General features: G+C 41.6%; 21 protein-coding genes. 17 read left to right on the top strand and 4 right to left on the bottom strand.

The annotated features are described in order from the left end of the window. Both G586_RS0117500 and G586_RS0117495 read left to right on the top strand, forming a co-directional pair. The coding region (locus G586_RS0117500; protein ID WP_026528746.1) for a leucine-rich repeat protein at positions 1-1,299 on the top strand (1,299 nt) is incomplete at its 5' end. Positions 1,300-1,357: 58 nt separating this feature from the next. Continuing rightward, complete coding sequence (locus tag G586_RS0117495) at positions 1,358-2,233, top strand: NAD-dependent epimerase/dehydratase family protein (RefSeq protein ID WP_026528745.1); 876 nt, start codon at positions 1,358-1,360, stop codon at positions 2,231-2,233. A gap of 83 nt (positions 2,234-2,316) precedes the next feature. On the opposite strand, the gene G586_RS0117490 is transcribed toward G586_RS0117495, so the two are convergent. Beyond that, positions 2,317-3,153, bottom strand: coding sequence for a DegV family protein (locus G586_RS0117490; protein WP_026528744.1), 837 nt, complete (start codon positions 3,151-3,153; stop codon positions 2,317-2,319). A gap of 149 nt (positions 3,154-3,302) precedes the next feature. Here G586_RS0117490 and G586_RS0117485 point away from each other — a divergent pair, with 149 nt between their 5' ends. From G586_RS0117485 to G586_RS0117475, 3 genes are read left to right on the top strand one after another with little or no spacing between them, the layout of a single operon-like run. Next, positions 3,303-3,779 carry a DUF5721 family protein gene (locus G586_RS0117485; RefSeq protein ID WP_026528743.1) on the top strand — a complete coding sequence of 159 codons (477 nt, stop codon included), beginning with the start codon at positions 3,303-3,305 and terminating at the stop codon, positions 3,777-3,779. 52 nt (positions 3,780-3,831) lie between these two features. Beyond that, on the top strand, positions 3,832-4,911 hold the full coding sequence (locus G586_RS0117480) for a S66 family peptidase (RefSeq protein WP_051204884.1): 1,080 nt from the start codon (positions 3,832-3,834) through the stop codon (positions 4,909-4,911). Then, positions 4,904-5,920 (top strand): acyltransferase family protein, encoded by a 1,017-nt coding sequence (locus G586_RS0117475; protein WP_196811631.1) that lies wholly within the window; start codon positions 4,904-4,906, stop codon positions 5,918-5,920. Before G586_RS0117480 ends, G586_RS0117475 begins: the two co-directional genes overlap by 8 nt. Before the next feature lie 66 nt (positions 5,921-5,986). On the opposite strand, the gene G586_RS0117470 is transcribed toward G586_RS0117475, so the two are convergent. The 3 genes from G586_RS0117470 to G586_RS0117460 all read right to left on the bottom strand — a co-directional run bounded on the left by G586_RS0117470 (position 5,987) and on the right by G586_RS0117460 (position 8,505). After that, a complete protein-coding gene (locus tag G586_RS0117470; RefSeq protein WP_026528740.1) occupies positions 5,987-6,745 on the bottom strand; it encodes a hypothetical protein in 759 nt (252 codons plus the stop codon). 14 nt (positions 6,746-6,759) lie between these two features. Next, positions 6,760-7,053, bottom strand: a complete 294-nt coding sequence (locus G586_RS0117465) for a DUF1294 domain-containing protein (RefSeq protein WP_026528739.1) — start codon at positions 7,051-7,053, stop codon at positions 6,760-6,762. A 228-nt stretch (positions 7,054-7,281) separates the two neighbouring features. Next, positions 7,282-8,505, bottom strand: a complete 1,224-nt coding sequence (locus G586_RS0117460; protein WP_026528738.1) for an argininosuccinate synthase — start codon at positions 8,503-8,505, stop codon at positions 7,282-7,284. Positions 8,506-9,137: 632 nt separating this feature from the next. Between G586_RS0117460 and argC the strand changes: the two genes are divergently transcribed. The 12 genes from argC to G586_RS0117400 all read left to right on the top strand — a co-directional run bounded on the left by argC (position 9,138) and on the right by G586_RS0117400 (position 23,469). After that, entirely contained in the window at positions 9,138-10,193 is a 1,056-nt protein-coding gene (argC, locus tag G586_RS0117455; protein WP_026528737.1) for an N-acetyl-gamma-glutamyl-phosphate reductase, read from the top strand. Positions 10,194-10,250: 57 nt separating this feature from the next. Then, positions 10,251-10,694 (top strand): GNAT family N-acetyltransferase, encoded by a 444-nt coding sequence (locus G586_RS0117450; protein ID WP_026528736.1) that lies wholly within the window; start codon positions 10,251-10,253, stop codon positions 10,692-10,694. Positions 10,695-10,752: 58 nt separating this feature from the next. Continuing rightward, positions 10,753-11,976 (top strand): bifunctional ornithine acetyltransferase/N-acetylglutamate synthase, encoded by a 1,224-nt coding sequence (gene argJ, locus G586_RS0117445; RefSeq protein ID WP_026528735.1) that lies wholly within the window; start codon positions 10,753-10,755, stop codon positions 11,974-11,976. 135 nt (positions 11,977-12,111) lie between these two features. Further along, positions 12,112-12,996 carry an acetylglutamate kinase gene (gene argB, locus G586_RS0117440; protein ID WP_026528734.1) on the top strand — a complete coding sequence of 295 codons (885 nt, stop codon included), beginning with the start codon at positions 12,112-12,114 and terminating at the stop codon, positions 12,994-12,996. Positions 12,997-13,099: 103 nt separating this feature from the next. Next, complete coding sequence (locus tag G586_RS0117435; RefSeq protein WP_442852459.1) at positions 13,100-14,281, top strand: aspartate aminotransferase family protein; 1,182 nt, start codon at positions 13,100-13,102, stop codon at positions 14,279-14,281. A 56-nt stretch (positions 14,282-14,337) separates the two neighbouring features. Continuing rightward, positions 14,338-15,876: a sugar ABC transporter substrate-binding protein gene (locus tag G586_RS23665; protein WP_051204883.1), complete on the top strand. Its 1,539-nt coding sequence runs from the start codon at positions 14,338-14,340 to the stop codon at positions 15,874-15,876. A gap of 179 nt (positions 15,877-16,055) precedes the next feature. Beyond that, positions 16,056-16,805: a helix-hairpin-helix domain-containing protein gene (locus G586_RS23660; protein ID WP_051204882.1), complete on the top strand. Its 750-nt coding sequence runs from the start codon at positions 16,056-16,058 to the stop codon at positions 16,803-16,805. 22 nt (positions 16,806-16,827) lie between these two features. After that, on the top strand, positions 16,828-17,508 hold the full coding sequence (locus G586_RS0117420; protein ID WP_026528732.1) for a response regulator transcription factor: 681 nt from the start codon (positions 16,828-16,830) through the stop codon (positions 17,506-17,508). Positions 17,509-17,569: 61 nt separating this feature from the next. Beyond that, positions 17,570-19,042, top strand: coding sequence for a sensor histidine kinase (locus G586_RS0117415; RefSeq protein WP_026528731.1), 1,473 nt, complete (start codon positions 17,570-17,572; stop codon positions 19,040-19,042). An 8-nt stretch (positions 19,043-19,050) separates the two neighbouring features. Further along, positions 19,051-19,989 carry a GerMN domain-containing protein gene (locus G586_RS0117410; RefSeq protein WP_035773493.1) on the top strand — a complete coding sequence of 313 codons (939 nt, stop codon included), beginning with the start codon at positions 19,051-19,053 and terminating at the stop codon, positions 19,987-19,989. Between the two features lie 36 nt (positions 19,990-20,025). Beyond that, positions 20,026-22,254 carry a ComEC/Rec2 family competence protein gene (locus G586_RS0117405; protein WP_026528729.1) on the top strand — a complete coding sequence of 743 codons (2,229 nt, stop codon included), beginning with the start codon at positions 20,026-20,028 and terminating at the stop codon, positions 22,252-22,254. Between the two features lie 192 nt (positions 22,255-22,446). Continuing rightward, positions 22,447-23,469, top strand: a complete 1,023-nt coding sequence (locus G586_RS0117400) for a bacteriophage abortive infection AbiH family protein (RefSeq protein WP_026528728.1) — start codon at positions 22,447-22,449, stop codon at positions 23,467-23,469. The last annotated feature ends 204 nt before the right edge of the window (positions 23,470-23,673 follow it).

Below are 23,673 nucleotides of genomic sequence, written 5' to 3'. Positions count from 1 at the left end.
AGTGGAAGTGAGACACCGGGCGATGAAATCGAAACTCCTGGAAGCGGAAGCGAGACCCCAGGTGATGAAATCGAAACTCCTGGCAGTGGAAGCGAGACCCCAGGTGATGAAATCGAAACTCCTGGCAGTGGAAGTGAGACACCGGGCGATGAAATCGAAACTCCTGGAAGCGGAAGCGAGACCCCAGGTGATGAAATCGAAACTCCTGGCAGTGGAAGCGAGACCCCAGGTGATGAAATCGAAACTCCTGGCAGTGGAAGTGAGACACCGGGCGATGAAATCGAAACTCCTGGAAGTGGAAGAGAGACTCCGGGCGATGAAATCGAAACTCCTGGTAGTGGAAGTGAAACACCCGGAAGCGGAAGCGAAACACCGGGCGATGAAATCGAAACTCCTGGTAGTGGAAGTGAAACACCCGGAAGTGGAAGCGAGACCCCTGCCGATGAAGTCGAAACACCCGGAAGTGGAAGCGAGACCCCTGCCGATGAAGTCGAAACACCCGGAAATGGAAGCAATCCACCCATAATAGGTAAAGTGAATCCGGGTAGTGAAGACGAAAATCAAAGTGGTGATAGTGAAACTCCTGCAGTTGGAATTGAGACTCCTGAGGTAGGTAATGAGAATCCGAGTAATGATGATGAAGACCATGCTACTCAAAATGAGAATGCCGACGGTAGCGAAGTTTCAACAGATGCAAATGAAGATGTAGATAATGCGAGCCGGAACGAAGTATCTGAGAATCCTGAAGCAAATGCTGGAACATCAGGATTAACGCAGACACAATCCGATCAGGCTAATATACCTTCTGAGCAGAGCATAGCTAATGATTCTGATACTGCAAATAACAAAGAGGCGTCACTACCCGCAAGCGGTAAGATAAATGTCGGTGATAAGGAGTATGCTGTATCCTCAGCAGGAACAGTTGCCGTTGCTGCATGTGAAAATAAAAAAGTAAAATCTGTAAGCATATCAGGCACAGTTTCATATAATGGCGTTACTTACAAGATTACTGAGATTAAGAATGGCGCTTACAAGAACTGCAAAAAGCTTAAGAATGTTACAATTGGCAAAAACATCAAGAAGATAGGTGCCGGTACATTCAAGGGATGCAGCAAGCTTGGCAAGATAAAAATATTCGGAAACAGTCTTTCATCTGTAGGAGCAGGAAGCTTTAAGGGAATTAAGAAAGATGCAACAATCACTATTGTTTGCAAGAATAAAAGGACCTATGACAAGCTTGTTAAGATGATAATAAAAGCCGGAGCTAAAACAGCAAAGTTTAAATTCAAAAAGAGTTGATAAACAATAAAGGATTTCGAAAGCGAAATCCTTTATTCATAAGAAAATAGGAGGGTCTATGAAAATACTAGTTGTTGGTGGGACAAGATATTTTGGAATTCCGATGGTAAATGCTTTGCTATCAAAGGGGCATGATGTGACTATTGCTACAAGAGGAAATGCAAAGGTTGGTTTTGAAGGCGAAGTAAGTCATGTTATTTTCGACCGGACGGATTCGCTGAGTGTGAAAAGCGCTTTGGAAAATCAAAAGTTTGATGTGATCATTGACAAGATTGCCTATGGCTCTAATGATGTAAAAGCTCTGTTGGAAAATGTAAGCTGTGATAGATATATTCAGATGTCCACATGTTCTGTTTATTTGAAGGACCATGCAAACATCAGTGAAGATGAGTTTGTGACAAGCGAATATCCATTGGAGTGGATGGACAGACTTCCTGATTACGCTAGGACAAAGCGCAATGCAGAGAGGGCTGCGCTTGAATACATGGACTTATCTGATTGCACTTTTGTGAGGTATCCGGTAGTTCTTGGAGAAAACGATTATACCGGAAGGCTTCGCTTTTATGTGGAGCATATTAAAAATGAGCAGCCCATGTATGTTGATGATCTAGACATGGCAATGTCTTTCATACATGAAAAAGAAGCAGGAGAGTTTATTGCTTATCTTGTTGACCATCCCATTAGCGGTGCTGTAAACGGTTGTTCCAATGGAACTGTAAAGATTTCCGATATTATCAATTATGCAGAAAAGAAGCTCGACAATAAGGCTATTCTTAATGAGAACGGCGAGGCCGCACCATTTAATGGACTTAAGGATACACTGAGCTTTAGTACGAAAAAAGCTAAAGCGGCAGGCTATACTTTTTCGGATTTGGATAGTTGGATATATGGGCTGATTGATATGCTGGAATTTCAGATAGATAAAAGTGAATAATTATAGGATGTCTTATTCTGTTCAAATTAAAGAGGGCTGTGAAGAATATTTTTCACAGCCCATTACTTTAGTATTTCTTAGTTTTAGCATGTAACCACAATTCCGCCATCGCCTGCGTAAGTGGTGGCAACACCTGCTCCGTCGACTACGAGAACTTCTTTAAACGAAACCTTTGAAAGAATAAGATTCTTTACAACTTCGGCGCGTTCATAGCAGTTGATGTGGGTGATCATGAGGGCCTTTTCTTCGGGATTCTTGGTTCTTTTAGCTACGATATCAGACAGCTTGATAAGTGCCTTCTTCATACCGATTCCCTGGCCGCACTGTGCGATTGTACCCTCTATGGCATAGCAAACGGGTTTGATATTCAGAGTGGTAGCAACAATAGCTTTCATGCCTGTAAGTCTTCCGTTTTTCCTGAGAGTGTCGAGCGAATCAAGGACAAAGTATGTGTCCATCCCGTCTCTGTATGCTTCAACCTTCTCGATAACCTCTTCAAAGGGAAGGCCGGCCTCTGCATATTCCATGATTTTATAAGTGACATTGGTCTGTCCGCAGCAGGCTGATAAAGAATCAAAAACATGAATGTTCTTTTTTCCGATGTCTTCGTGATAAATATCTCTTGCAAGAAGAGCACTGTTATAACTGCCGCTGAGCTTGGATGAAAGGGTTACTACATAGATATCATCGGCATCACAGTCATATGCCTTCATGTATCTGTCGGGTGAAGGGCATGCTGACTTGGCACAAGTCTCTGATTCAGCCACTCTTCTGATATAATCAAGCTGATCAAAATTCTCATCATCAAGGACTGTATAATCGCCAACATGAAGGATGAGAGGCACTATCTCTATACGTTCATCTTTATGGTACTCTGCAGGCAAATCAGTACAACTGTCTACAACTATCTTATAACTCATATTTCTTCCTAACCTCCGATAAAATCTATTCGGATACAATGTAGTTTTTTATACTAGATATATTAACATAATTGAGGCATCTATGATACATCAATAGCCGCTAAAGTGGTATTATGTTATAGATGAAGAATTGAAAAAGGAAATATCACATGATTGCATTACAGATAAAGAATACAAAACATTTCATGTCGGCTCTTTTGGCATCGGAAGCCTTTGACAGCTTTCTTCTTGAAGGCGCTGAGCTTTTCACCGCTAATTCCTACACAATCGATGGTCATGTAAATAAGGAGTTCTACGGGGATGAAGAGGAAATTCCCTATGACCTTTCTGAGTGGAAGAATATGAGAAGTGTATGCTATGACCTCATCAAGGGCAAGCACACACCTCTTGGATTTAAATTCATTTTTTGTGCTACGCCTGATAAAAAGACAGAGCTTTTGGATGCACAGTCTGCAGATGCAGTTTCTAACCTGGTTTTTATAGTAAAATTCAAGGAGGGACATATAACCCTTACAACAGGGGTGGCTCTTTCCGGATTTTTACTGGACAAATCCTACGAGAAAATCTGGGATGAATATATGAAAAGCTTCCTTACAAAGACTCGTATTGAATTTGAGGAACTCTGAATTTTACTGAATCCAAACATCAATAAAATTACAATTTTGCCTGGAGGTAAACATGATTAGAAAACCTGAATATATAAAGCCCGGAGACAATATTGGTATTACAGCTCCTTCCTTTGGCCCCTCAAGCGAGCCATACTATTCGATGTACAAATTTGCAAAAAGGAATCTTGAGAACAGAGGCTACAAAATAACAGAAGGTGACACGCTTTTTAAAAATGACGGAATCGGTATAAATACTGATCCGAAGGTAGCTGCTGCAGAGCTTACAGAGTTTTATAAAAGAAGTGACATAGATGCGATAATCTCAGCAGGTGGCGGAGAGCTTATGTGTGAGACAATCTCCCATGTTGATTTTGAAGCACTTAAGAGTGAAAAGCCTAAGTGGTTTATTGGCTATTCCGATAACACCAATTTCATTTTTCCTCTTGTGACAATTTCAAGAGTACAGGGAATATACGGCCCATGTATTTCAGGATTTTCCAAAAAGTGGGAGCTTCCGGAGACTGATGCGATTGCTCTTTTGGAGGGAACGAAGAATGAGTTTTCGGGATATGAGCGCTTTGTGGATCCTTCAAAGGAAGAAAAGCCCGAGACAGAGCCTGACTATACGACTTTTAACTTTGATGTTCCCTATGAATACAATTCTGACAAGGTACTTAAGAACTTCATTTGCAAAGATGGAATGGCTAAAGAAGCAGGCGCTGAAGCTGAGATTGGCTTTGATGGAATATTATTAGGTGGCTGCCTCGATATTCTTGCAACCCTGGTGGGTACAAGGTTCGATAAGGTAAAAGAGTTCAAGAAAGAGTATAAGAACATTATCTGGGTACTTGAGGCATGTGATCTTAATCCCATGGCTTACAGAAGGGCTATGTGGAATTTGAAAGAGGCAGGATGGTTTGACGATGCTGCCGGATTTATAATCGGACGCCCTATAACTGCATTCGGACAGGAGATGATGGGAGCAGATCAGTATAATGCTGTTACTGACATCGTTTCATGTTTTGATGCTCCTATAATCATGGATGCGGACATAGGACACATTGATCCCATGATACCTGTGATCATGGGGGCCAAGGCAAAAGTAACTGTACGGGGAAATGATCTTAAGATCAAATATGAAAATGACTAGACAAGAATCTGGAAACTGTTTTGACTATATAAGATATTATGCGGCTTTTTGTGTGATGTTTTTGCATTTCACAGGGATTGTCGGGTATCACATGCCAGATGTTAAGCTGCAGATGACAGTGCTGAGAGGAATCTCAACCTTCTTTCAGCCGACTGTTATTCTTCTTACTATGAGTGGGTTTCTGGTATCCGCCTCCTTTGAGAGGTCGGGAGCTTTGGCATTGCCTTTTCTTAAAAAGAGAATAAAGCGCATTTACCTGGATATGTGGCTCAGCATGGCTGTATTTGTTGCGGTTTATTATTTTATTGTGGGAGATAAGTTTGACAGCTCCATGATAAAATGGCTGATTATTCAGGGCGTGGGCTTTGCCAATACTCCGAGCTGCCTTAAGGACTTCGCGACAGGAAGCTTTAACGGGACTATGTGGTTTTTTACCGTGATCATTCAGCTCTATGTAGTAATAGTTGCTGTGAAAAAGCTTGCGCGTGGCAGCAGGAGCCTGGGACTTTGGCTCTCTGTTACAGTTTTCTTTGGAGCACTCAATGTGCTTTCCGGAGTGTTTGTTCCGGGGCTTTCCGAGACTGTGCAAAAGCTGTTTGAGAGGACCTTCATTCCCTATGCTTTTTGGTTTTTGGTGGGAGTTCTTTTTCAGACCTGCAGACTCTATGAAAAGGAGAATATCAAAGTAATTTGTGCGGCGTTTCTCCTTCTTCAGATAATTTTGAATATTCTTCCGGAATGCGGATTTGGATACTATACTGATTTCCTAAGAGGAACAGTGACAAGCATACTCACGATTCTGGCGGCATATTGCCTGCCCGCTAAGAGAGTGAAGCCTGATATCACATACGGGTTATACCTGTATCACTGGCTTTTCCTTAATCTGATCATTCATTACGGACTTCATGAAAAATGGAATGCCGTGCTTAATGTATTTATCTTTACGGTTGGTACTATTATTTGTGCGTATGTTTTCAGAATTCATGGGAAAAATAAAAAAGCCATGTAGATTAAATTGAACATGGCTTTATTTTTGCTGATATTTCATTTTTCGGCAGCTTCTTTTACAGATAGTTCATTTTTGGGCAGCTGCCTTTGCAGCCAGACGCCTTCTGATTTCTTTGATGTTATTCCTGTAGGCAAAGGAAACCTTGAGCTTAACGCCTGTATCCATTGTGACTGACCCAAAGCCCTCGCTCTGAATATGATTAACATTGATCATTGAATTCTGGGAAATGGGGCACATTGCAGTAAATATCTCACACTGCTCGTACAGATTATAAATATCCGTAATAAGTGAAATGCTTCTGTTTTCCGTCAGATAAATTGTGAGCTGATGCGTGGCTATCATCTCAGCGTAGATAATGTCATTTTCTCTTGCATAAATCGTCTGGTTTTCACCTCTAAGCTCCAGTGTTGGTATCGGATCACCAAGACGCTCCTCACACAATGAGAGGATAGCTTCAAGCTCCTTCACCTTGATGGGTTTTTCTATAAAAAGGAGCTCATCTTCAATTGCTGCTTCCTTTGCAAGTTCTTTGTAATCGTGTTTGGAAGAACACATAACTACATTTTTAATGCCGCCTATTTCAAAGAGCAGTTTTGCTACATCAATTCCTGTTTTGAACCTCTCATCATCAGGATCAGGCTCTGCCATATCAATGAAAATAATATCGTATACCTGCGGAAAGCGCAGGAGAGCAGGGATGTTGCCATAAAGGTCAGTGTAAAAATGCTCCTTGCCTTCACTCTGATAGCGATCTGACTGTCGACGAAGGAGACGCTCCATCTGCTTTCTGTCAGCTATGTTGTCATCAAAAACTGCTATATGCATACGAAACCTCGAGTTTATCTGAATAGTATTTCTATGGGAGACATCTTAATCGCCACCACGATTCCAACCTGAATAATAAGAATAAGAGGCATTCCTACGACAAAATACCAATGCTTGGTTTTATGCCTGAAAATGGACATGCCAAGAATACTTCCGATGCTTCCGCCCATAAGAGCGAGAAGAAACAGAACTGATTCGGGAGTTCTGAAAGAATTCCGCTTAGACTTCCTCTTATCATTCCCCATAATAAGAAAGCTTATTAAGTTAATTATTCCCAAATATGCCAATAAATATTCCAGTGAGTTCATGAAAGATATTTTAAATCATAAAAACCTGCTACGCAATAACACACCCGGAATTCTTGTGTCCTTGTAAGGCATTAAAATACAGTGCTTACTTGGCGCTGATGCTCAAACAGCTCTGCTCTCCATAAGGTACTCACAATAGTGACGGGGCAGGTGAACTATGCCAGCCTGCCCCGTCATAAGGAGTTTTAGTCGGTTATTTCGGCGCAGCCAGTATAAGCTGCGTGAACATTATTTTTTACTTTCTACTTCCTGCATCTTCATTGCGCGAACCTTGCAGGAGAGACCGAAGAGGTTGATGAAACCTTCAGCATCGTGGTGATCGTAAAGGTCACCTGTCTTGAAGGATGCGATTGACTCATTGTAAAGTGAGTAGGGTGATGATGTACCTGCCTTGATGATGTTGCCCTTGTAGAGACGGAAGGTAACTTCACCGGTTACATACTTCTGAGTTGACTCGATGAAAGCCTGCTCAGCTTCACGAAGAGGTGTGAACCATTTTCCTTCATATACAAGATCAGCAAACTTATTGCCCATATCCTTCTTCATTGTATAAGTGTCACGATCAAGGATGAGCTCCTCGAGCTGCTGATGTGCCTCGTAAAGGATTGTTCCGCCGGGAGTCTCATATACGCCGCGGGACTTCATTCCTACTACACGATTTTCTACGATATCAACGATACCGATTCCGTTCTCACCACCAAGCTTATTGAGAGTGCGGATGATATCGGAAACCTTCATCTCTTTTCCGTTAACTGACTTCGGAACACCACCTTCGAAGGTCATGGTAACTGTTGTAGGCTCATCGGGAGCATCCTCAGGTGTTACGCCGAGTACTAAGAGGTGCTTATAGTTTGGAGCCTGTCCGGGATCTTCAAGTTCAAGACCTTCATGAGAAATGTGCCAGAGGTTACGATCACGGCTGTAGCTGCTGTCAGCAGAGAAGGGAAGGTTAATTCCATGTGCTTTGCAGTATTCAATCTCGGACTCACGTGAATCCATTGTCCACTTGTCACTTCTCCAAGCTGCGATGATCTTGATGTCAGGAGCAAGAGCCTTGATACCAAGCTCGAAGCGGATCTGATCGTTACCCTTACCGGTAGCACCGTGGCAGATAGCAACAGCGCCTTCTTTTCTGGCTATTTCAACAAGCTTCTTTGCGATAAGAGGACGAGCCATGGAAGTACCAAGGAGATATTTGTTCTCATATACAGCGTGTGCCTGAACGCAGGGAACAACGTACTCATCACAGAACTCATCAATAACATCAAGTATGTAAAGCTTAGAAGCACCACAGCTCTTAGCTCTCTCCTCAAGTCCGTCCAGTTCTTCTTCCTGTCCGCAGTCTATGCAAACGCAAATAACTTCATAATCATAATTCTCTTTGAGCCACGGTATGATCGCCGTAGTATCCAAACCACCTGAATATGCAAGTATTACCTTTTCTTTCGCCATAACTTCCTCCTTACTTATATACGGTCGAACAATCTGCTTTGTGGGCTTTTCAATATATATCTGATATTTGCTTGCGTTGAACCGGACACTCCGGTAAGCCCTGGTCACAAATCGCTGCGTGCATGGGCACTTGCGATTTGTAGGTCTTACCTCCGTGGTTCATAGCCAGCAAAGTATCAGATATATACTGATGCGCCCCCGAAGCAGACCGTTCGACCTTGTTATCAATATGAATATTAGTTTGAATCGTGAAAGCCGGGTTCTCAACAGAGAACGGTGTCGCCTCCGTAATTCATAAGGCGAATATACATCATTGAAAAACATATTGCAATAGTTTTATGCATAAAAATTTATAAAATGCACGTCTAAGTGAATAAATATAAATAATGCTTGCATAAAATACATGAGTTGATTATACTAAAGTGCAAAGCATATAATGAATTGTGCATGGGAACGAGATTGAATGACTATTCCGTTATGCATAATTAAATGAATATTATAGAGAAACTGGTGTGTTGACTTGCCTATGAGAAGTGAGACAATACATTAGTAATATTCATTTGTTGTATATGATAATAGAGGACAAAAGGTCGGGCCTCTTGTCTAATCTAATATATAAAGGAAGGTAGATTATGGTTAAGGTTGGAATTATTGGAGCGACCGGATATGCGGGAGCAGAGATAGCAAGGCTGGTTTATTCACATCCGCAGGCAGAGATAGTGTGGTATGGTTCCAGGAGCTATATAGATGAGAGATTCAGTTCTGTTTATGGAAACTTCTTTAATATAGTAGATGCTAAATGCCTCGATGATAATATGGAAGAACTTGCTAAGGAAGTGGATGTTATATTCACCGCAACACCCCAGGGCCTTTGCGCAGGACTTGTTAATGAGGAGATTCTTAATAAGGTAAAAATCATTGATCTCTCAGCTGACTTCAGAATCAAGGATGTCGCTGTATATGAGAAATGGTACGGAATAGAGCATAAGTCGCCTCAGTTCATTGAGGAAGCGGTATACGGACTTTGCGAGATCAACAGAGACAAGATAAAAGGTGCAAGACTGATCGCCAATCCCGGATGCTACACAACCTGCTCGATTTTGACAGCATATCCTCTTATTAAAGAGAAGCTGATCGATCCCAAGACACTTATTGTTGATGCGCTTAGCGGAACATCAGGTGCAGGAAGAGGAGCAAAGACAGCGAATCTGTTCTGTGAGGTTAATGAGAGTGTAAAGCCCTATGGTGTCACCAATCACAGACATACACCTGAGATTGAGGAACAGCTTGGCTATGCGGCAGGAGAGGAGATACTGATCAATTTTACTCCTCATCTCATTCCTATGAACCGCGGTATCCTTGCAACCGAATATGCATCACTTGTGAAAAAAGAAGACGGAACACTTCCTGCTGCAGCTGATATCAGAGCAGCTTATGAGAAGTACTACAAGGATGAGAAGTTCATAAGACTTCTTCCCGATGGTGTTTATCCTGAGACCAGATGGGTTGAGACAAGTAATTATGTGGACATAGGCTTTAAGATTGATGAGAGAACAGGCCGCGTCATCATGATGGGTGCTATTGATAACCTGGTTAAAGGTGCGGCAGGTCAGGCGGTTCAGAATATGAATATTCTGTTTGGACTTGATGAGAGCATGGGACTTGATTTTGTACCTGCTTTCCCGTGATGAATTAAGGCTAAAAGCCTATATTTCTAAAACATAGTCCGTATGGAGGAGTGTTGTATGGTTCGGACAATGACTATAGATGATTATGAAGAAGTTTATGCACTGTGGAATTCAATTGAAGGATTTGGAATAAGGTCATTAGATGATTCCTTTGAGGGAGTTGAGATTTTCTTAAAGAGAAATCCAAATACCTGCGCTGTGGACGTGGAAGATGGCAGAATTGTAGGAGCGATTCTTTGCGGTCATGATGGCAGAAGAGCATGCTTTTATCACGTGTGTGTTAATAAAGAATACAGACGTCACGGAATCGGCAAGAAGATGGTTGAATTTTGCATTGAGAGATTGAAGGAAGAGAAGATTAACAAGGTTTGCCTGAACGCCTTTGTTACCAATAAGGTTGGAAATGCTTTTTGGCAGAGAATGGGGTGGACACTCAGATCAGACATGAACTACTACGATTTTACCCTCAATGAAAATAACCTTACGATATTCGTTAAGTGAAATAAAAGATATTGTCTTCTCTTTTAGAGAAGCTTTCGGATGAGAAATGGAGGCAGATATGAAAATAATTTCAGGTGGTGTTACAGCAGCAAAGGGCTTTAAGGCAGCCGGTACAGAGGCCTGTATTAAGTATAAAAACCGCAAGGATATGATGCTTATCTACAGCGAATCATCTTGCACTGCGGCAGGAGTTTTTACAAGTAATGTTGTAAAAGCTGCTCCTGTTTTATGGGACAGGGAACTGTGTAACGGAATCCATCCGGTTCACGCTATCGTCGGTAATTCGGGAATTGCCAATGCCTGCACCGGAGAAGTAGGAAGAAAGGTGTGCGCCGAAACCGCTGCTGAGGTTGAACTGCTTTTGAATCTTCCTGAGAATTCAGTTCTTGTGGCATCAACCGGAGTAATCGGAATGCAGATGAACATGGATGCTATAAAGAACGGTATTGCCAAGATGGTGCCTGAGCTTTCGGATACTGAGGAAGCAGGAACAACAGCCGCTGAGGCGATTATGACAACAGATACTCATTCCAAGCAGATGGCAGTTGAGTTTGAGGCTGCCGGCAAGACCTGCAGAATGGGAGCTCTTGCTAAGGGATCAGGAATGATCCATCCCAATATGTGCACCATGCTTTCCTTCATAACTACAGATATTTCAATTTGTCATGAACTGCTTCAGAAGGCTTTAAGGACTGTTGTTGTTGATACATTTAACATGATCTCGGTTGACGGAGATATGTCTACCAATGATTCTCTTATGGTTCTTGCGAACGGTGAGGCAGGTAACCCTGAGATTACTGAAGAAAATGAGGACTATGAGGCATTTGTTGAAGCGCTTTTTGCTATCTGTAAAGAGATGGCGAGAATGCTTGCGGGAGACGGAGAAGGCGCAACAGCACTTTTTACAGTACATGTCTCTAACGCTGATACCAAGGAGAATGCCCGCACTCTTGCAAAATCAGTTATCTGTTCATCACTTACTAAGGCAATGATCTATGGCCATGATGCTAACTTCGGACGTATACTTTGTGCCCTTGGCTATTCGGGAGTTATCTTTGATCCTGAAAAGGTTGAGCTTACTATCGAGAGTACAGAGGGCAGCGTACTTTTATATAAAGATGGCAATCCGCAGGGATTTGATGAGGAGTATGCTACAAAGGTTCTTTCAGCTAAGGAGGTTATCGCAAATGTAGATATGCACTCCGGAAGCGAGGAAGCAAGTGCGTGGGGATGTGATCTCACTTACGATTATGTAAAAATCAATGCCGATTATCGTTCATAATATGACGAAATGACATAGATGAGGTGTCTTAAGGAGCTGGGGACCGTTATCGCATGTATTTTGGGCGATTACGGACCCTGTATCCGACCGGGCAGAGTCAGATATAAACTAGCGTTTATGGAGGTGGATTGAAAAATGGATAATCATATGCAGGAAGTTTTGAAAAAAGCTGAAGTGCTTATCGAAGCACTTCCCTATATTCAGAAGTACAACAGGAAGATCATCGTTGTTAAGTACGGCGGAAGTGCCATGGAGAGCGAGGAGTTCCAGAAAAATGTCATTAAGGACGTTACTCTTTTAAAGCTCGTTGGCTTTAAGCCTATAATCGTTCACGGTGGTGGCAAGGCTATCAGCAAATGGGTCGGAAAAGTCGGCAAAGAAGCTGAGTTCGTTAACGGACTTCGCGTTACTGATGAAGAGACTATGGAAATTGCAGAGATGGTGCTGAATCGCGTGAATAAGTGTCTTGTCAGAATGGTACAGGAGCTTGGAGTTAAGGCAATCGGTATAAGCGGAAAAGATTCAGGACTTCTGAAGGCAAAGAAAAAGCTGTCAGGTGGTCAGGATATTGGATTTGTCGGAGAGGTTGAGACTGTAGATCCCAAGATTTTATATGATCTTCTCGATAATGACTATCTTCCTATTGTTGCTCCTGTAGGTATGAATGAAAATTTTGAAACATTCAATATCAATGCAGATGATGCAGCATGTGCTATTGCAAAGGCTGTTCATGCTGAGAAGCTTGCATTCCTTACTGATATCGAGGGTGTTTACAGGGATATCAATGATCCTTCAACCTTTATCTCAAGGATGACCTGCTCTGAGGCAGATGCACTGATTTCAAGCGGAACTATCGGAGGCGGCATGCTTCCCAAGCTTGCCAACTGCACAGATGCTGTAAAAGAGGGCGTTCAGAGAGTGCATATTCTTGACGGAAGAATACCCCATTGCCTGCTTCTTGAGTTCTTTACCAACAAGGGTGTCGGAACCATGTTTATGCCGGACGAGGCAACTGAATAAATCACTCAATTAGCAATTATCAATAATACAGAAAACAAAAGCCTTCTCCCTGGGGGAGAAGGTGTCAGCGAAGCTGACGGATGAGGGCCATATAATGAATACTATGAAAGATTATATAGCAGAAGCTGAACGCGATCTGCTCCATACCTATAACCGTTACCAGGTAGTACTTGATAAGGGCGAAGGTGTTCACCTTTATGATATAGAAGGAAAACAGTATCTTGACTTTGTTTCCGGCATAGGAGTATTTGCTCTTGGATACGCTAACAAGGAATACAATGATGCTTTGAAGAGCCAGATAGATAAGGTGATTCACACCTCCAATTATTACTACAATGTACCTGCCATAAATGCGGCCAAAAAGCTTAAGGCTGTATCTGGCATGGACCGCGTATTTTTCACAAACAGCGGTGCGGAAGCTGTTGAGGGTGCTCTTAAGGCTGCAAGAAAATATGCATTTTTAAAGGATGGTAAAAATGATCATGAGATTATCGCCATGAATCATTCCTTCCACGGAAGAACCTTCGGAGCATTATCAGTAACGGGCAATCCGCACTATCGTGAAGCATTCGAGCCTATGATCGGCAATATCAAATTTGCTGATTACAACGATTTTGACAGTGTTATGCAGCAGGTTACGGATAAAACCTGTGCGATCATAATGGAGACTGTTCAGGGAGAGGGCGGAATCCACCCTGCAACAGAGTACTTCCTTAAAAAGGTGAGAGCGCTCTGTGATGAAAAGGATATCTTGCTCATTCTTGATGAGATCCAGTGCGGCATGGGAAGAACAGGATACATGTATGCATGGCAGAAATTCGGTGTAAAGCCGGATATCATGACAACTGCTAAAGCACTTGGCTGCGGTGTGCCCGTAGGCGCTTTTCTTATGACTGAAAAGGCAGGTCAGAATTCTCTTGTTGCAGGTGACCACGGAACCACTTACGGTGGCAATCCTCTGGCATGTGCAGCTATAGACAAAGTCCTTGATTTATTCGATACTAACCATATAATAGATAACGTGAGAGAGGTTTCGGATTATCTCGAGGAGAAGCTTGAAGAGCTGAAAAACCGTTACGATTTCATCATTGACAGAAGAGGTAGCGGACTTTTACAGGGACTTGAGCTTGATCGCCCGGTGGGAGAGATTATTACCAAGGCTTTGGATAACGGTCTTATCCTTATCAATGCTGGGACAAATGTGATTCGCTTTATTCCTCCGCTTGTGATTACAAAAAGCGATGTGGATGAAATGATTAAAATACTGGAACCTTGTCTTTCTTAGTTCTGTAGATCGTAGTGATCATCAGAACTTCATACATACACTTAGTGAGGTATTTAATGAAGATAAGATTCAGGCTGCTTGGAGCTGTTCTTATATTAGCACTGCTTGGAGCAGCTTTTTATTATTCAAGATCAGGTGAAAATCTCCATGAGGAGCGCACAATTTTTGGAGCAAATGACAAGACAACAGTCAGACTCTGGTACACAGATGAAGCTATGACGGACTATCTTACTGGAAAAGCCGTTGAGTTCAACAAAAAGAGTAAGACTGCCAGAGCCGAGATCCAGTGCGTGTCAGGTCTTGAGTATCTCGAGGAGATAAACAAGGCGTCTGTTCAGGGCGATAATTATCCCGACGTTTTTATCATGACTCATGACAGTCTTGAAAAAGCGTACCTTGCAGGACTTGCAGAGGAGATTAGAAAGCCGGAGATTTTCAGTGATGATTCTCTTGGTTTTTCTGATGCTGCAAAAAATGCGATCACTTATAAGGGAAAATACATCGCATATCCTTACTATTTTGAAACAAGCTCACTTCTTTATAACAGAACATATCTTGAGGACGAGGTTCGTGCCCGCAGACAGGCTGAAATAGATGCCGCAGAGGGCGAACTTGCTCAGGCAGCAGCTGATGCAGGAGAGATAGAGGGCGAGGATATTACTCAGTCAGAGGATGCCGGAACAGTGAATAGCCCGGAATTTGAAGAAGGAGAAATAGGTGAGGCTTCCGAGGAATCAGTTCTTTCTGATGAAGAGGTTAATGATGGCGTTCAGAAGATGCTTCCTACCACAATAGAAGATATTCTTCTGTTTGCTGACAACTATAATGCTCCGGATAGTGTAGAATCAGTCTTCAGATGGGATGTTACCGATATCTTTTACAATTATTTCTTTGTAGGTAATTACCTTAACCTCGGCGGACAGGCAGGTGATGATATCAGCCAGATCGATGTTTACAATGAAAACACTATTAACTGCATGAGCTTTTATCAGCAGCTCAATCAGTTCTTTGCTATAGACGAGAGCGTTGTTACTTATGACAAGGTTTTGCAGGATTTCATAGATGGCAAAACAGTATTTACTGTTGCTACCTCTGATGCTGTTGCCAAGATAGAGGAGGCTAAGGCGTCAGGTAAATGTAACTTTGAATATGGTGTTACTACAATGCCTGCGCTTAATGGCAACTATGGAACCAGAACCATGTCAGTTACAGATTGCCTTGTAATCAATGGATATTCCGAACATCAGGATAAAGCCAATGATTTTGCTGCTTTCCTTTGCGGCGAGAACACCGATGCATGCTACTTATCCAGCGGCAAGCTTATCGCACATGAGGGAATTCCTTATGGCAACGATTCCCTTGATTCATTTGTTGATGTTTATTCCAAATCAGTACCTATGCCTAAGCTTATGGCCACCAGTAACTTCTGGGTTCAGCTTGAAATTGCTTTTGCAAACATCTGGGAAGGTGCGGATGTGAATGATACGTTAAAGACATTATCCGAGAACGTTAAGCTGCAGATAAATGGCACTGCAGTAGAGGAGGAACGACTTCCTGACGCCACGGTTGTTATTACTGAGGGACAGGAAGAATAAGGTTCATTATTCTTTTGTTGTATATATATACAAAAGAATTGTCTAATGAGTTGACTTTTTTGTAATTGTTACGAAAATATTACAGCTATCTTGCGTAAGAAATTCTTTTCCGCTATTATGATTAGTGGACGCGTATCTTATGTCCATGCGTGGTGGGGCCTCCACATTGTGGAGGAAACATGCATAAAATTATTACAAAAAGTTTTATTTTTTTAAGCTTGCTTGGAATGCTGTTTACGTCCGGTTGCAGTCGTAAGAATGACGAAATTGTACTTGTTGAACCGGAAAGGGCAGCAGTTATGTCCGATCAGTCTGAGGAAGCAGGTGATACCTGCAGCACTTCTGAGACCTCGGACGTTGCAGTAGAGACCACAGAAAGCGCAGAAGCAGCTGAGGATACTACTGCTAAGGAGGATACTCAGATACCACCGCAGACCGTGATGGTCCATGTTTGCGGTGCCGTGTTGTGTGAAGGTGTCTATGAGCTTCCATCAGGAAGCAGAGTAGTAGATGCAGTGAGGGCAGCAGGTGGTTTTTCAGAGGAAGCGGACAGCGAGTATGTCAATCAGGCACTTGTTCTTTCTGATGGGGTTAAGGTGAGAATACCTACTCTCGAGGAGACAACATCTTTTGGACAAAGCGGTGACGTGGCTCTTGATACTTCCATAGAACAGGGAAGTGATACAGCAGGAATATCCGGCATGTACGACAATAGTTCATCGCAGAGCGCCGAAGGCGGTAAGGTCAATATCAATACTGCTGACGAGGCACAGCTTTGTACTATTCCCGGGATTGGACCTGGCAGAGCAAAAAACATCATTACCTACAGACAAGAAAATGGTAGATTCGGAACTATCGAGGATATCATGAAGGTTTCAGGTATCAAGGATAAGTTCTTTACAAAAATCAAAGATCATATAACAGTTTAACGATTTTAATGGAGTGGAAGAAATGGCAAAAAAGGTACTGGTTGTTGATGACGAGAAGACAATTGTAAAAGGTATTCGATACAGTCTCGAGCAGGACGGTATGAAGGTTGACAGCGCATATGATGGCGAAGAGGCCTTGCAACTGGCTCACGCCAATACCTATGACATTATTCTACTGGATGTTATGCTTCCCAAAATGGATGGCTTTGAGGTTTGCCAGCAGATAAGAGATTTTTCCTCAGTACCGATCGTAATGCTTACTGCCAAGGGCGATGATATGGATAAGATACTTGGTCTTGAGTACGGAGCTGATGATTATATTACAAAGCCCTTCAATATCCTTGAGGTTAAGGCCAGAATCAAGGCTATAATGAGAAGAACCACCAAGCCTGAGACGCAGGCTAAGGTTCAGAGCTTCGGCGATCTTATGATCAATGAGGAATATAGAAGAGTTTATGTTGGCGATAAGGAAATAAATCTTACAAGCAGAGAGTTTGATGTGCTTGAGTTTTTGGTATCTACTCCCGGAAAAGTTTACAACAGAAGTGAACTTCTGCACGCTATCTGGGGAGAGGATTTCCCCGGTGATGAGAGAACTGTTGACGTTCATGTGAGGAGACTTAGGGAGAAGCTTGAGGTTAATCCAAGCGAGCCCAGGTATGTTAGAACGAAGTGGGGATCCGGCTATTATTTTCAGGCATAATGCTAGCAAAGAACGTGATATTGTTGTTTGCTACCTATAAGGCAATAATTTTGGAGCCAAGATGATATACAACCCATTTAAAAGTCTTAGATTCAGAATATTTTTGATCGTTTTTCTCACGGGGCTGATTTCATGCCTCGTGATTCATTCTGCTATTCTCGAGAGCTACGAAGATCGTGCTGTCAATGTCAGAGAATCAGAGGTTTCCACACAGCTGATGATCCTGGCGAATCACCTGATCAATTACAACTATTTTTCAGATACTACCTCTGATGTTATAAATGCAGAGCTTGATTTGCTTGCCAATCTTTATGACGGAAGAGTGATAGTCATTGACAGTGACCTTAAGATCCGCAAGGATACTTATGGAATCAGTGAGGGCAAGACCATCATCTCTGATGAGGTTGTCAGATGTCTGAAAAACGGAACCTCAGGATCAACGGCAGTATACGATAAGAACAATGGCTATATTGAAATGACTGCACCTATCACTGAGACACTCACCTATGAAAGCGGTGATGTGGCCCGTGAGCTTAAGAAACAGGATGTCGTAAGAGGCGTTCTTCTGATAAGTGTATCAACTGATTATATTACGGCGACTATGGATATACTGACGAGAAGGGCCATAACAATTGAGCTTATAGCTATCATCGTAATTCTGGTTATGGCGGTGTACATGTCGGGAAGACTGCTTAAGCCCTTCGACAGGATTACTGCAGCCATCAATGATGTTAAGGCCGGTTACACGAATGAGCCTATTTCGGGAGCTAACTATTTCGAGACAGAGCATATTATTCAGGCGTTTAATCAGCTTCTTCAGCGAATGAATGCTCTTGATGCATCAAGACAGGAATTTGTTTCAAACGTATCACATGAGCTTAAAACACCTATCACATCCATGAAAGTTCTGGCAGATTCGCTTATTATGCAGGATGATGTTCCAAATGAAGTATACAGAGACTTCATGGAGGATATCGCCGCCGAGGTGGACAGAGAGAATCAGATAATCAATGACCTTCTTGAACTTGTAAGAATGGACAAGAAGGCTACACCTCTTAACATTACATCTGTTGATGTAGTGCAGATGATGGAGATCATTCTTAAGAGAATAAGACCTATAGCCAGGAAGCATAACATAGAACTGACACTGGAAACTACAAGAGAGATAACAGCAGAAATAGATGAAGTAAAGCTTTCACTTGCTCTCATGAACCTCGTTGAAAATGCTGTTAAGTATAACAAGGATGACGGATTCGTAAAGGTAAAGCTGGACGCTGATCATCAGTATTTTACCTGTGAAGTCAGTGATTCGGGAATCGGTATTCCCGAGGACAGCCTTGATAAAATTTACGAGAGATTTTACAGAGTTGATAAGTCCAGGTCCAGGGAAATCGGAGGTACCGGACTGGGACTTTCCATAACACATAATGCAATTTTGATGCACAGAGGAACCATACAGGTTAAGAGTGAGGAAAATGTCGGAACTACCTTTACAGTCAGAATTCCTCTAATCTATATGCAGTCACTGGAATAAAGAAGGATATGAATACTACATTAAAAAGATTAGCCAACTTAATATTGTGCGTTATGCTTTTGGCATTCTGTCTTACCAGCTGTGCAAACACAGATAAAGAGGAGGACCCTAACAGTGTTCAGGTGTACTACCTCAAATCCGATGAAGCAGGAATGGTTTGTGAGGACTACCATGTGCTGTCCGATATGAGTAACACCAAGGCAGTCATTGAAGAGCTTTTGGCTAAAATGAGAACCATGCCCGAGAAGCTTGAGTATGAAGCCCCGATCTATGGACCGGTCAATCTGCTTGATTACTCACTTAATGGTAATGTTCTGACTCTTAATTTTGCAGGAAGCTATACCGCTACGGAGAAGACTACCGAGATACTGGACAGAGCTGCTATGGTAAGAACGCTCACACAGGTTCCCGGGGTTGAGTATGTGACATTTACTGTTGAGAGATCACCGCTTCTTGATGGAAACGGCAATATTATCGGTAACATGTCTGCAGACAACTTCGTTTATAATGCCGGAAATGAGATAAACACTTATGAAAAGGTAGAGCTGGTGCTCTATTTTGCCACTGATGACGGAGAGGAGCTTATTCCTGTCTATAGAAGTGTGGTATATAACAGTAATATTCTCATGCAGAGACTTGCTATTGAACAGCTTTTAAAGGGACCTAATACCGACCTTGCGACTGCAACTCTTAACCCGCAGACAAAGATCAACTCTGTTTCCGTAAGAGACGGAGTGTGCTATGTGGATTTTGACTCCGGAATAATGGCTCAGCAGGGAAACGTTAATCCTAAGGTTGCTTTATACTCTCTTGTTAACACTGTATGTGAAACCGCAGACGTTAACAAGGTTCAGATATCCGTGAATGGACAGACAAATGTTACCTTCATGGAGAAAATATCCCTTGATAAGATATTTGAGAGAAACCTTGATATAGTACGAGAATAATCTGCTTTCACGGTTTTGATTTGTTGGGAAAAATAAATGAAACGACCGCTATGCGTGGTTGGGGGACTTCTCGCGGCGGCTGTCTTTTTTCTTCTGCTTGTAATGCAGGCGGAGGAAGACTCTTACCTGCCTGATCAGGCAGCTATCACCATTACCGGAAAAATATGTGGTAAAGAAGAGAAAATAAGCTCGTTTTCAGGTGAGAAACAACTTATTTTATATCTGAAAACGGAAAACGGCAGGAAGGTTATGCTCTATCTTGACGATACAGAGTATAAGCTTCCTATGGGATGCACCTTGAAGGCTTCTGGAAAAGTGAGAAATTTTCAAAGAAGCACTAATCCCGGAGAGTTTGACAGCCAAAGCTATTACAGAATATTGAAAATTGAATATAGTCTTACCGATGTTAAGATCATCGGAATTGGAGGAAAAGAAAATAAAGCGGAGGAATTCCTTTATAAGACGAGACTTTATCTTGAAGGTCTTCTCGATAAGGTTCTGAGCCCTGAGGATTCAGGGGTTATGAAGGCAATTCTCCTTGGGGATAAGAATTACCTCACGGATGACATTAAAGAGGAGTTTAAGAGAAATGGAATTATTCATATTATTGCAGTATCGGGAATGCATATCTCTATCATAGGAATGTCGCTTTATAAGCTCCTGAGGAAGATAGGAATGAGGATCTCACTCTCTGCTGTGATCGCGACCGCCATAATGTATTCATATGGAATAATGTGCGGAATGAGCACCTCTGCGTTCAGGGCCATTATGATGTTTGCTGTACATCTTGGAGCGGATATTATAGGCAGAACTTATGACATGCTTTCAGCAATGGCGCTTTCGGGAATAATACTTTTGATTTCATGCCCGCTGTATCTAAAGCACAGCGGATTCCTTATGTCATTTGGAGCTGTTATAGCACTGGGGTATGTGCTTCCGGCGATGCCTGATGTTTTTAGAACAGGCAGGTTAAAGCTATTGGGAGCAAGCATTTCCATAATGCTGGTCACGCTTCCTGTCAGTATGTGCTTTTACTACACGTATCCGATCTATTCTGTTGTTCTTAATCTTTTTGTTCTTCCACTAATGTCTTCGCTTATGCTATTGGGAATACTGAGTATTGCTTTTGCGGCATTTCTCTTTCCGGCAGGCTTTGTCATAGGAAGAGGATGCCATCTGATAATAAAATGGTTTATTTTGTGCTGTCTGGCTGGAAGCTCGCTTCCGGGGAATACCTGGTATGCGGGACACGCTGAGATATGGCAGGTGATTTTTTATCTGATCATTTTGGCTGCGTTTGTATTCATTAAGGAAAAAACGCATAAGCATGCTCCATCGCCCGATCCTGATGAGAGGCGAAGAGATACTTTAAGAGAGCAAAGATTTGATAAAATACGATACGCACTTTTAGTCCTGGGGCTTTTTGTATTATGCCTTAGAATCAGACCGGACCTCAGAATAACTGTTCTTGACGTTGGTCAGGGGGACGGAATTGTTATCGAAACTAAGAAGTCCAGAATTTTGATCGATGGTGGAAGTACATCTAAGAAGAATGTAGCGAAATACCAGATTGTTCCATTTCTGTCTTATGAAGGCATAGGTGATCTTGATGCAGTCGTCTTAACTCACGAGGACGAGGATCACATGAGCGGAATACTTGAAATGATGGATATGATGGAGGAATGTCGAAGCAACATAAGGATCAGGAACCTAATACTTCCGTGTATCGATAACGATTCAAAAGGGAATAACTACAGGAAGCTTGAAAAGCGAGCAGAAGAACTAAGAATTCCTATTTCATATATGAAGCAGGGTGATGAGATCAATTTTGATAAAGAAATGCTGTTTAAGTGCATAGGTCCTGTATCTGGCATGATAACTAATGAACCAAACGCTTATTCAACAATTCTATTACTTAAGTATGGTGGTTTTAGTGCTTTGTTTACAGGTGATGTAGAGGGTACCGGGCAGGATAATCTCAAGGATTACATCAGACATCATTCTGAGGAATTTGAGAATTTAACACTTTTGAAGGTTGCACATCATGGTAGTGAATATACGACTGATAAGGAGTTCCTTGAACTCATAAAGCCTAAAATATCACTTATCAGCTGCGGAGTTAATAATCGCTATGGACATCCTCACAGGGAACTCTTGGATAGGTTGGAAGAGATAGGCACCCGTGTATACAGAACAGATCTGGGAGGAGCTATAACTATTTCTTTAGATAGGAACAGACTAAAGATTAACAGTTATGTTGACTGATGAGTGGTTATTAAAAATCCAATTAAAATAAAGAATTAAATATAAAATTTGATACAATTTAGGTAAGATGGGAATATAGAAAAGGCTACAGTCAATTAACAGATTGTAGCCTTTTTTTATATGATATTTTGTTTTTTGTTAACAATGATATGTTAAAATATTGTCTTAAATATGTATGTTAAGGAGAATGGTATGAAAACAAAATTATATGTTTTAGGAAACGGTTTTGATTTGGAACATGATTTACCAACAAGGTATAAGGATTTCAAATCATATTTGGAAATCCATAATAAAGAGTTCTTAAATAAATTAGCTAGTGTATATGATGTTTTTATGGTTGAAGATCATTATATTGAAGACGATTATACTAATCCGTGGCCAAAGGAGTATTTCTTTGATAACTCGGAAAAGTGGTGGCAGGACTTTGAGAATAGTCTTGGGAATGGTGAGGAATTTGAATATAATTTTAGAATAATGGCAGAAAATATGATAGATAACATGCGTGATGATGACGGTGACCCTATGCCGGACATAGAAAGTACACTGGAAACTGAGTTTGAAAAAAATTATTCTTTTATGGAGCGGCTAAATGATAATGTTCTGGATTGGATTAGAAGCATAGAAGTAGATAAAGCCAATAAACGCACGGATAGATTTTCTAAAAATGATGCCTATTATTTAGTGTTTAACTATACCAACACTTTGGAGAAAGTATATGAAGTAGATAGAAGCGATATTTGTTACATACATGGAAGTGCCGGTGAAGGCCGTGTGATAATGGGGCATGGAAATAAAGAGGCTTTATATACCGCAGAAGAGAACTATAAAATAAAAAAGAATGATAAGTATAACTCAATGAATAATGAAGCAGAGATAGACTGGGCAATATATAGTTTTTATAAAGCGTCTTTTAAGGATACCGAAAACATAATAGAAGAAAATGAATATTATTTTTCTAAATATGGCAATGTAGATGAGGTGCACATTTTGGGGCATTCGCTTGGTGAAGTGGATTGGCCATATTTTGCAGAAATAAAAAGGAATATAAAGCCAAAAGCTAAGTGGTATTTTTATGAGCATTGTGAAGAAGGTGAAGCTGATGCTAGAAGACAAAAGGAATTTGAAAATAGAAAATGCATGTTAGTAGAAAGCTTTGGAATTGATCCGGATTGTGTTCATATACTTGATGCGAAAGAATTTTGGAATACAAAATAATAACCGCGGAAGACGGCGTAATCACTGCATCCGTGAGTAATGGTAGCTAAAAATAAAGACATGCATTGATTAATTGGCTTATTGCCATAAAATGTGTCAGGGGCATGATTTGAGAGTCTTGTCAAGTACGAGTTATGAACGATATTGTGCACGTTCTGTAAACACAAGCCAAAACTATTCCTATATAATTGGTTTCAGGAGCTG

The organism is Butyrivibrio sp. VCD2006 (genome assembly GCF_000423925.1).
In the GTDB taxonomy this organism is placed as follows: Bacteria; Bacillota; Clostridia; order Lachnospirales; family Lachnospiraceae; genus Butyrivibrio.
This window is presented reverse-complemented; position numbering and strand designations above follow the sequence as displayed.

Bases quoted from the DNA above. Each gene is read 5' to 3' on its own strand.
- G586_RS0117435 (WP_442852459.1), top strand. From the start codon at position 13,100: ATGAAAGATTATATAGCAGAAGCTGAACGCGATCTGCTCCATACCTAT.
- G586_RS0117400 (WP_026528728.1), top strand. From the start codon at position 22,447: ATGAAAACAAAATTATATGTTTTAGGAAACGGTTTTGATTTGGAACAT.
- G586_RS0117490 (WP_026528744.1), bottom strand. From the start codon at position 3,153: ATGAGTTATAAGATAGTTGTAGACAGTTGTACTGATTTGCCTGCAGAG.
- G586_RS0117475 (WP_196811631.1), top strand. From the start codon at position 4,904: ATGACTAGACAAGAATCTGGAAACTGTTTTGACTATATAAGATATTAT.
- G586_RS0117410 (WP_035773493.1), top strand. From the start codon at position 19,051: ATGAATACTACATTAAAAAGATTAGCCAACTTAATATTGTGCGTTATG.
- G586_RS0117450 (WP_026528736.1), top strand. From the start codon at position 10,251: ATGGTTCGGACAATGACTATAGATGATTATGAAGAAGTTTATGCACTG.
- G586_RS0117460 (WP_026528738.1), bottom strand. From the start codon at position 8,505: ATGGCGAAAGAAAAGGTAATACTTGCATATTCAGGTGGTTTGGATACT.
- G586_RS0117495 (WP_026528745.1), top strand. From the start codon at position 1,358: ATGAAAATACTAGTTGTTGGTGGGACAAGATATTTTGGAATTCCGATG.
- argB (WP_026528734.1), top strand. From the start codon at position 12,112: ATGGATAATCATATGCAGGAAGTTTTGAAAAAAGCTGAAGTGCTTATC.
- G586_RS23660 (WP_051204882.1), top strand. From the start codon at position 16,056: ATGCATAAAATTATTACAAAAAGTTTTATTTTTTTAAGCTTGCTTGGA.
- argJ (WP_026528735.1), top strand. From the start codon at position 10,753: ATGAAAATAATTTCAGGTGGTGTTACAGCAGCAAAGGGCTTTAAGGCA.
- G586_RS0117415 (WP_026528731.1), top strand. From the start codon at position 17,570: ATGATATACAACCCATTTAAAAGTCTTAGATTCAGAATATTTTTGATC.
- G586_RS0117480 (WP_051204884.1), top strand. From the start codon at position 3,832: ATGATTAGAAAACCTGAATATATAAAGCCCGGAGACAATATTGGTATT.
- G586_RS23665 (WP_051204883.1), top strand. From the start codon at position 14,338: ATGAAGATAAGATTCAGGCTGCTTGGAGCTGTTCTTATATTAGCACTG.
- G586_RS0117485 (WP_026528743.1), top strand. From the start codon at position 3,303: ATGATTGCATTACAGATAAAGAATACAAAACATTTCATGTCGGCTCTT.
- G586_RS0117405 (WP_026528729.1), top strand. From the start codon at position 20,026: ATGAAACGACCGCTATGCGTGGTTGGGGGACTTCTCGCGGCGGCTGTC.
- G586_RS0117470 (WP_026528740.1), bottom strand. From the start codon at position 6,745: ATGCATATAGCAGTTTTTGATGACAACATAGCTGACAGAAAGCAGATG.
- argC (WP_026528737.1), top strand. From the start codon at position 9,138: ATGGTTAAGGTTGGAATTATTGGAGCGACCGGATATGCGGGAGCAGAG.
- G586_RS0117465 (WP_026528739.1), bottom strand. From the start codon at position 7,053: ATGAACTCACTGGAATATTTATTGGCATATTTGGGAATAATTAACTTA.
- G586_RS0117420 (WP_026528732.1), top strand. From the start codon at position 16,828: ATGGCAAAAAAGGTACTGGTTGTTGATGACGAGAAGACAATTGTAAAA.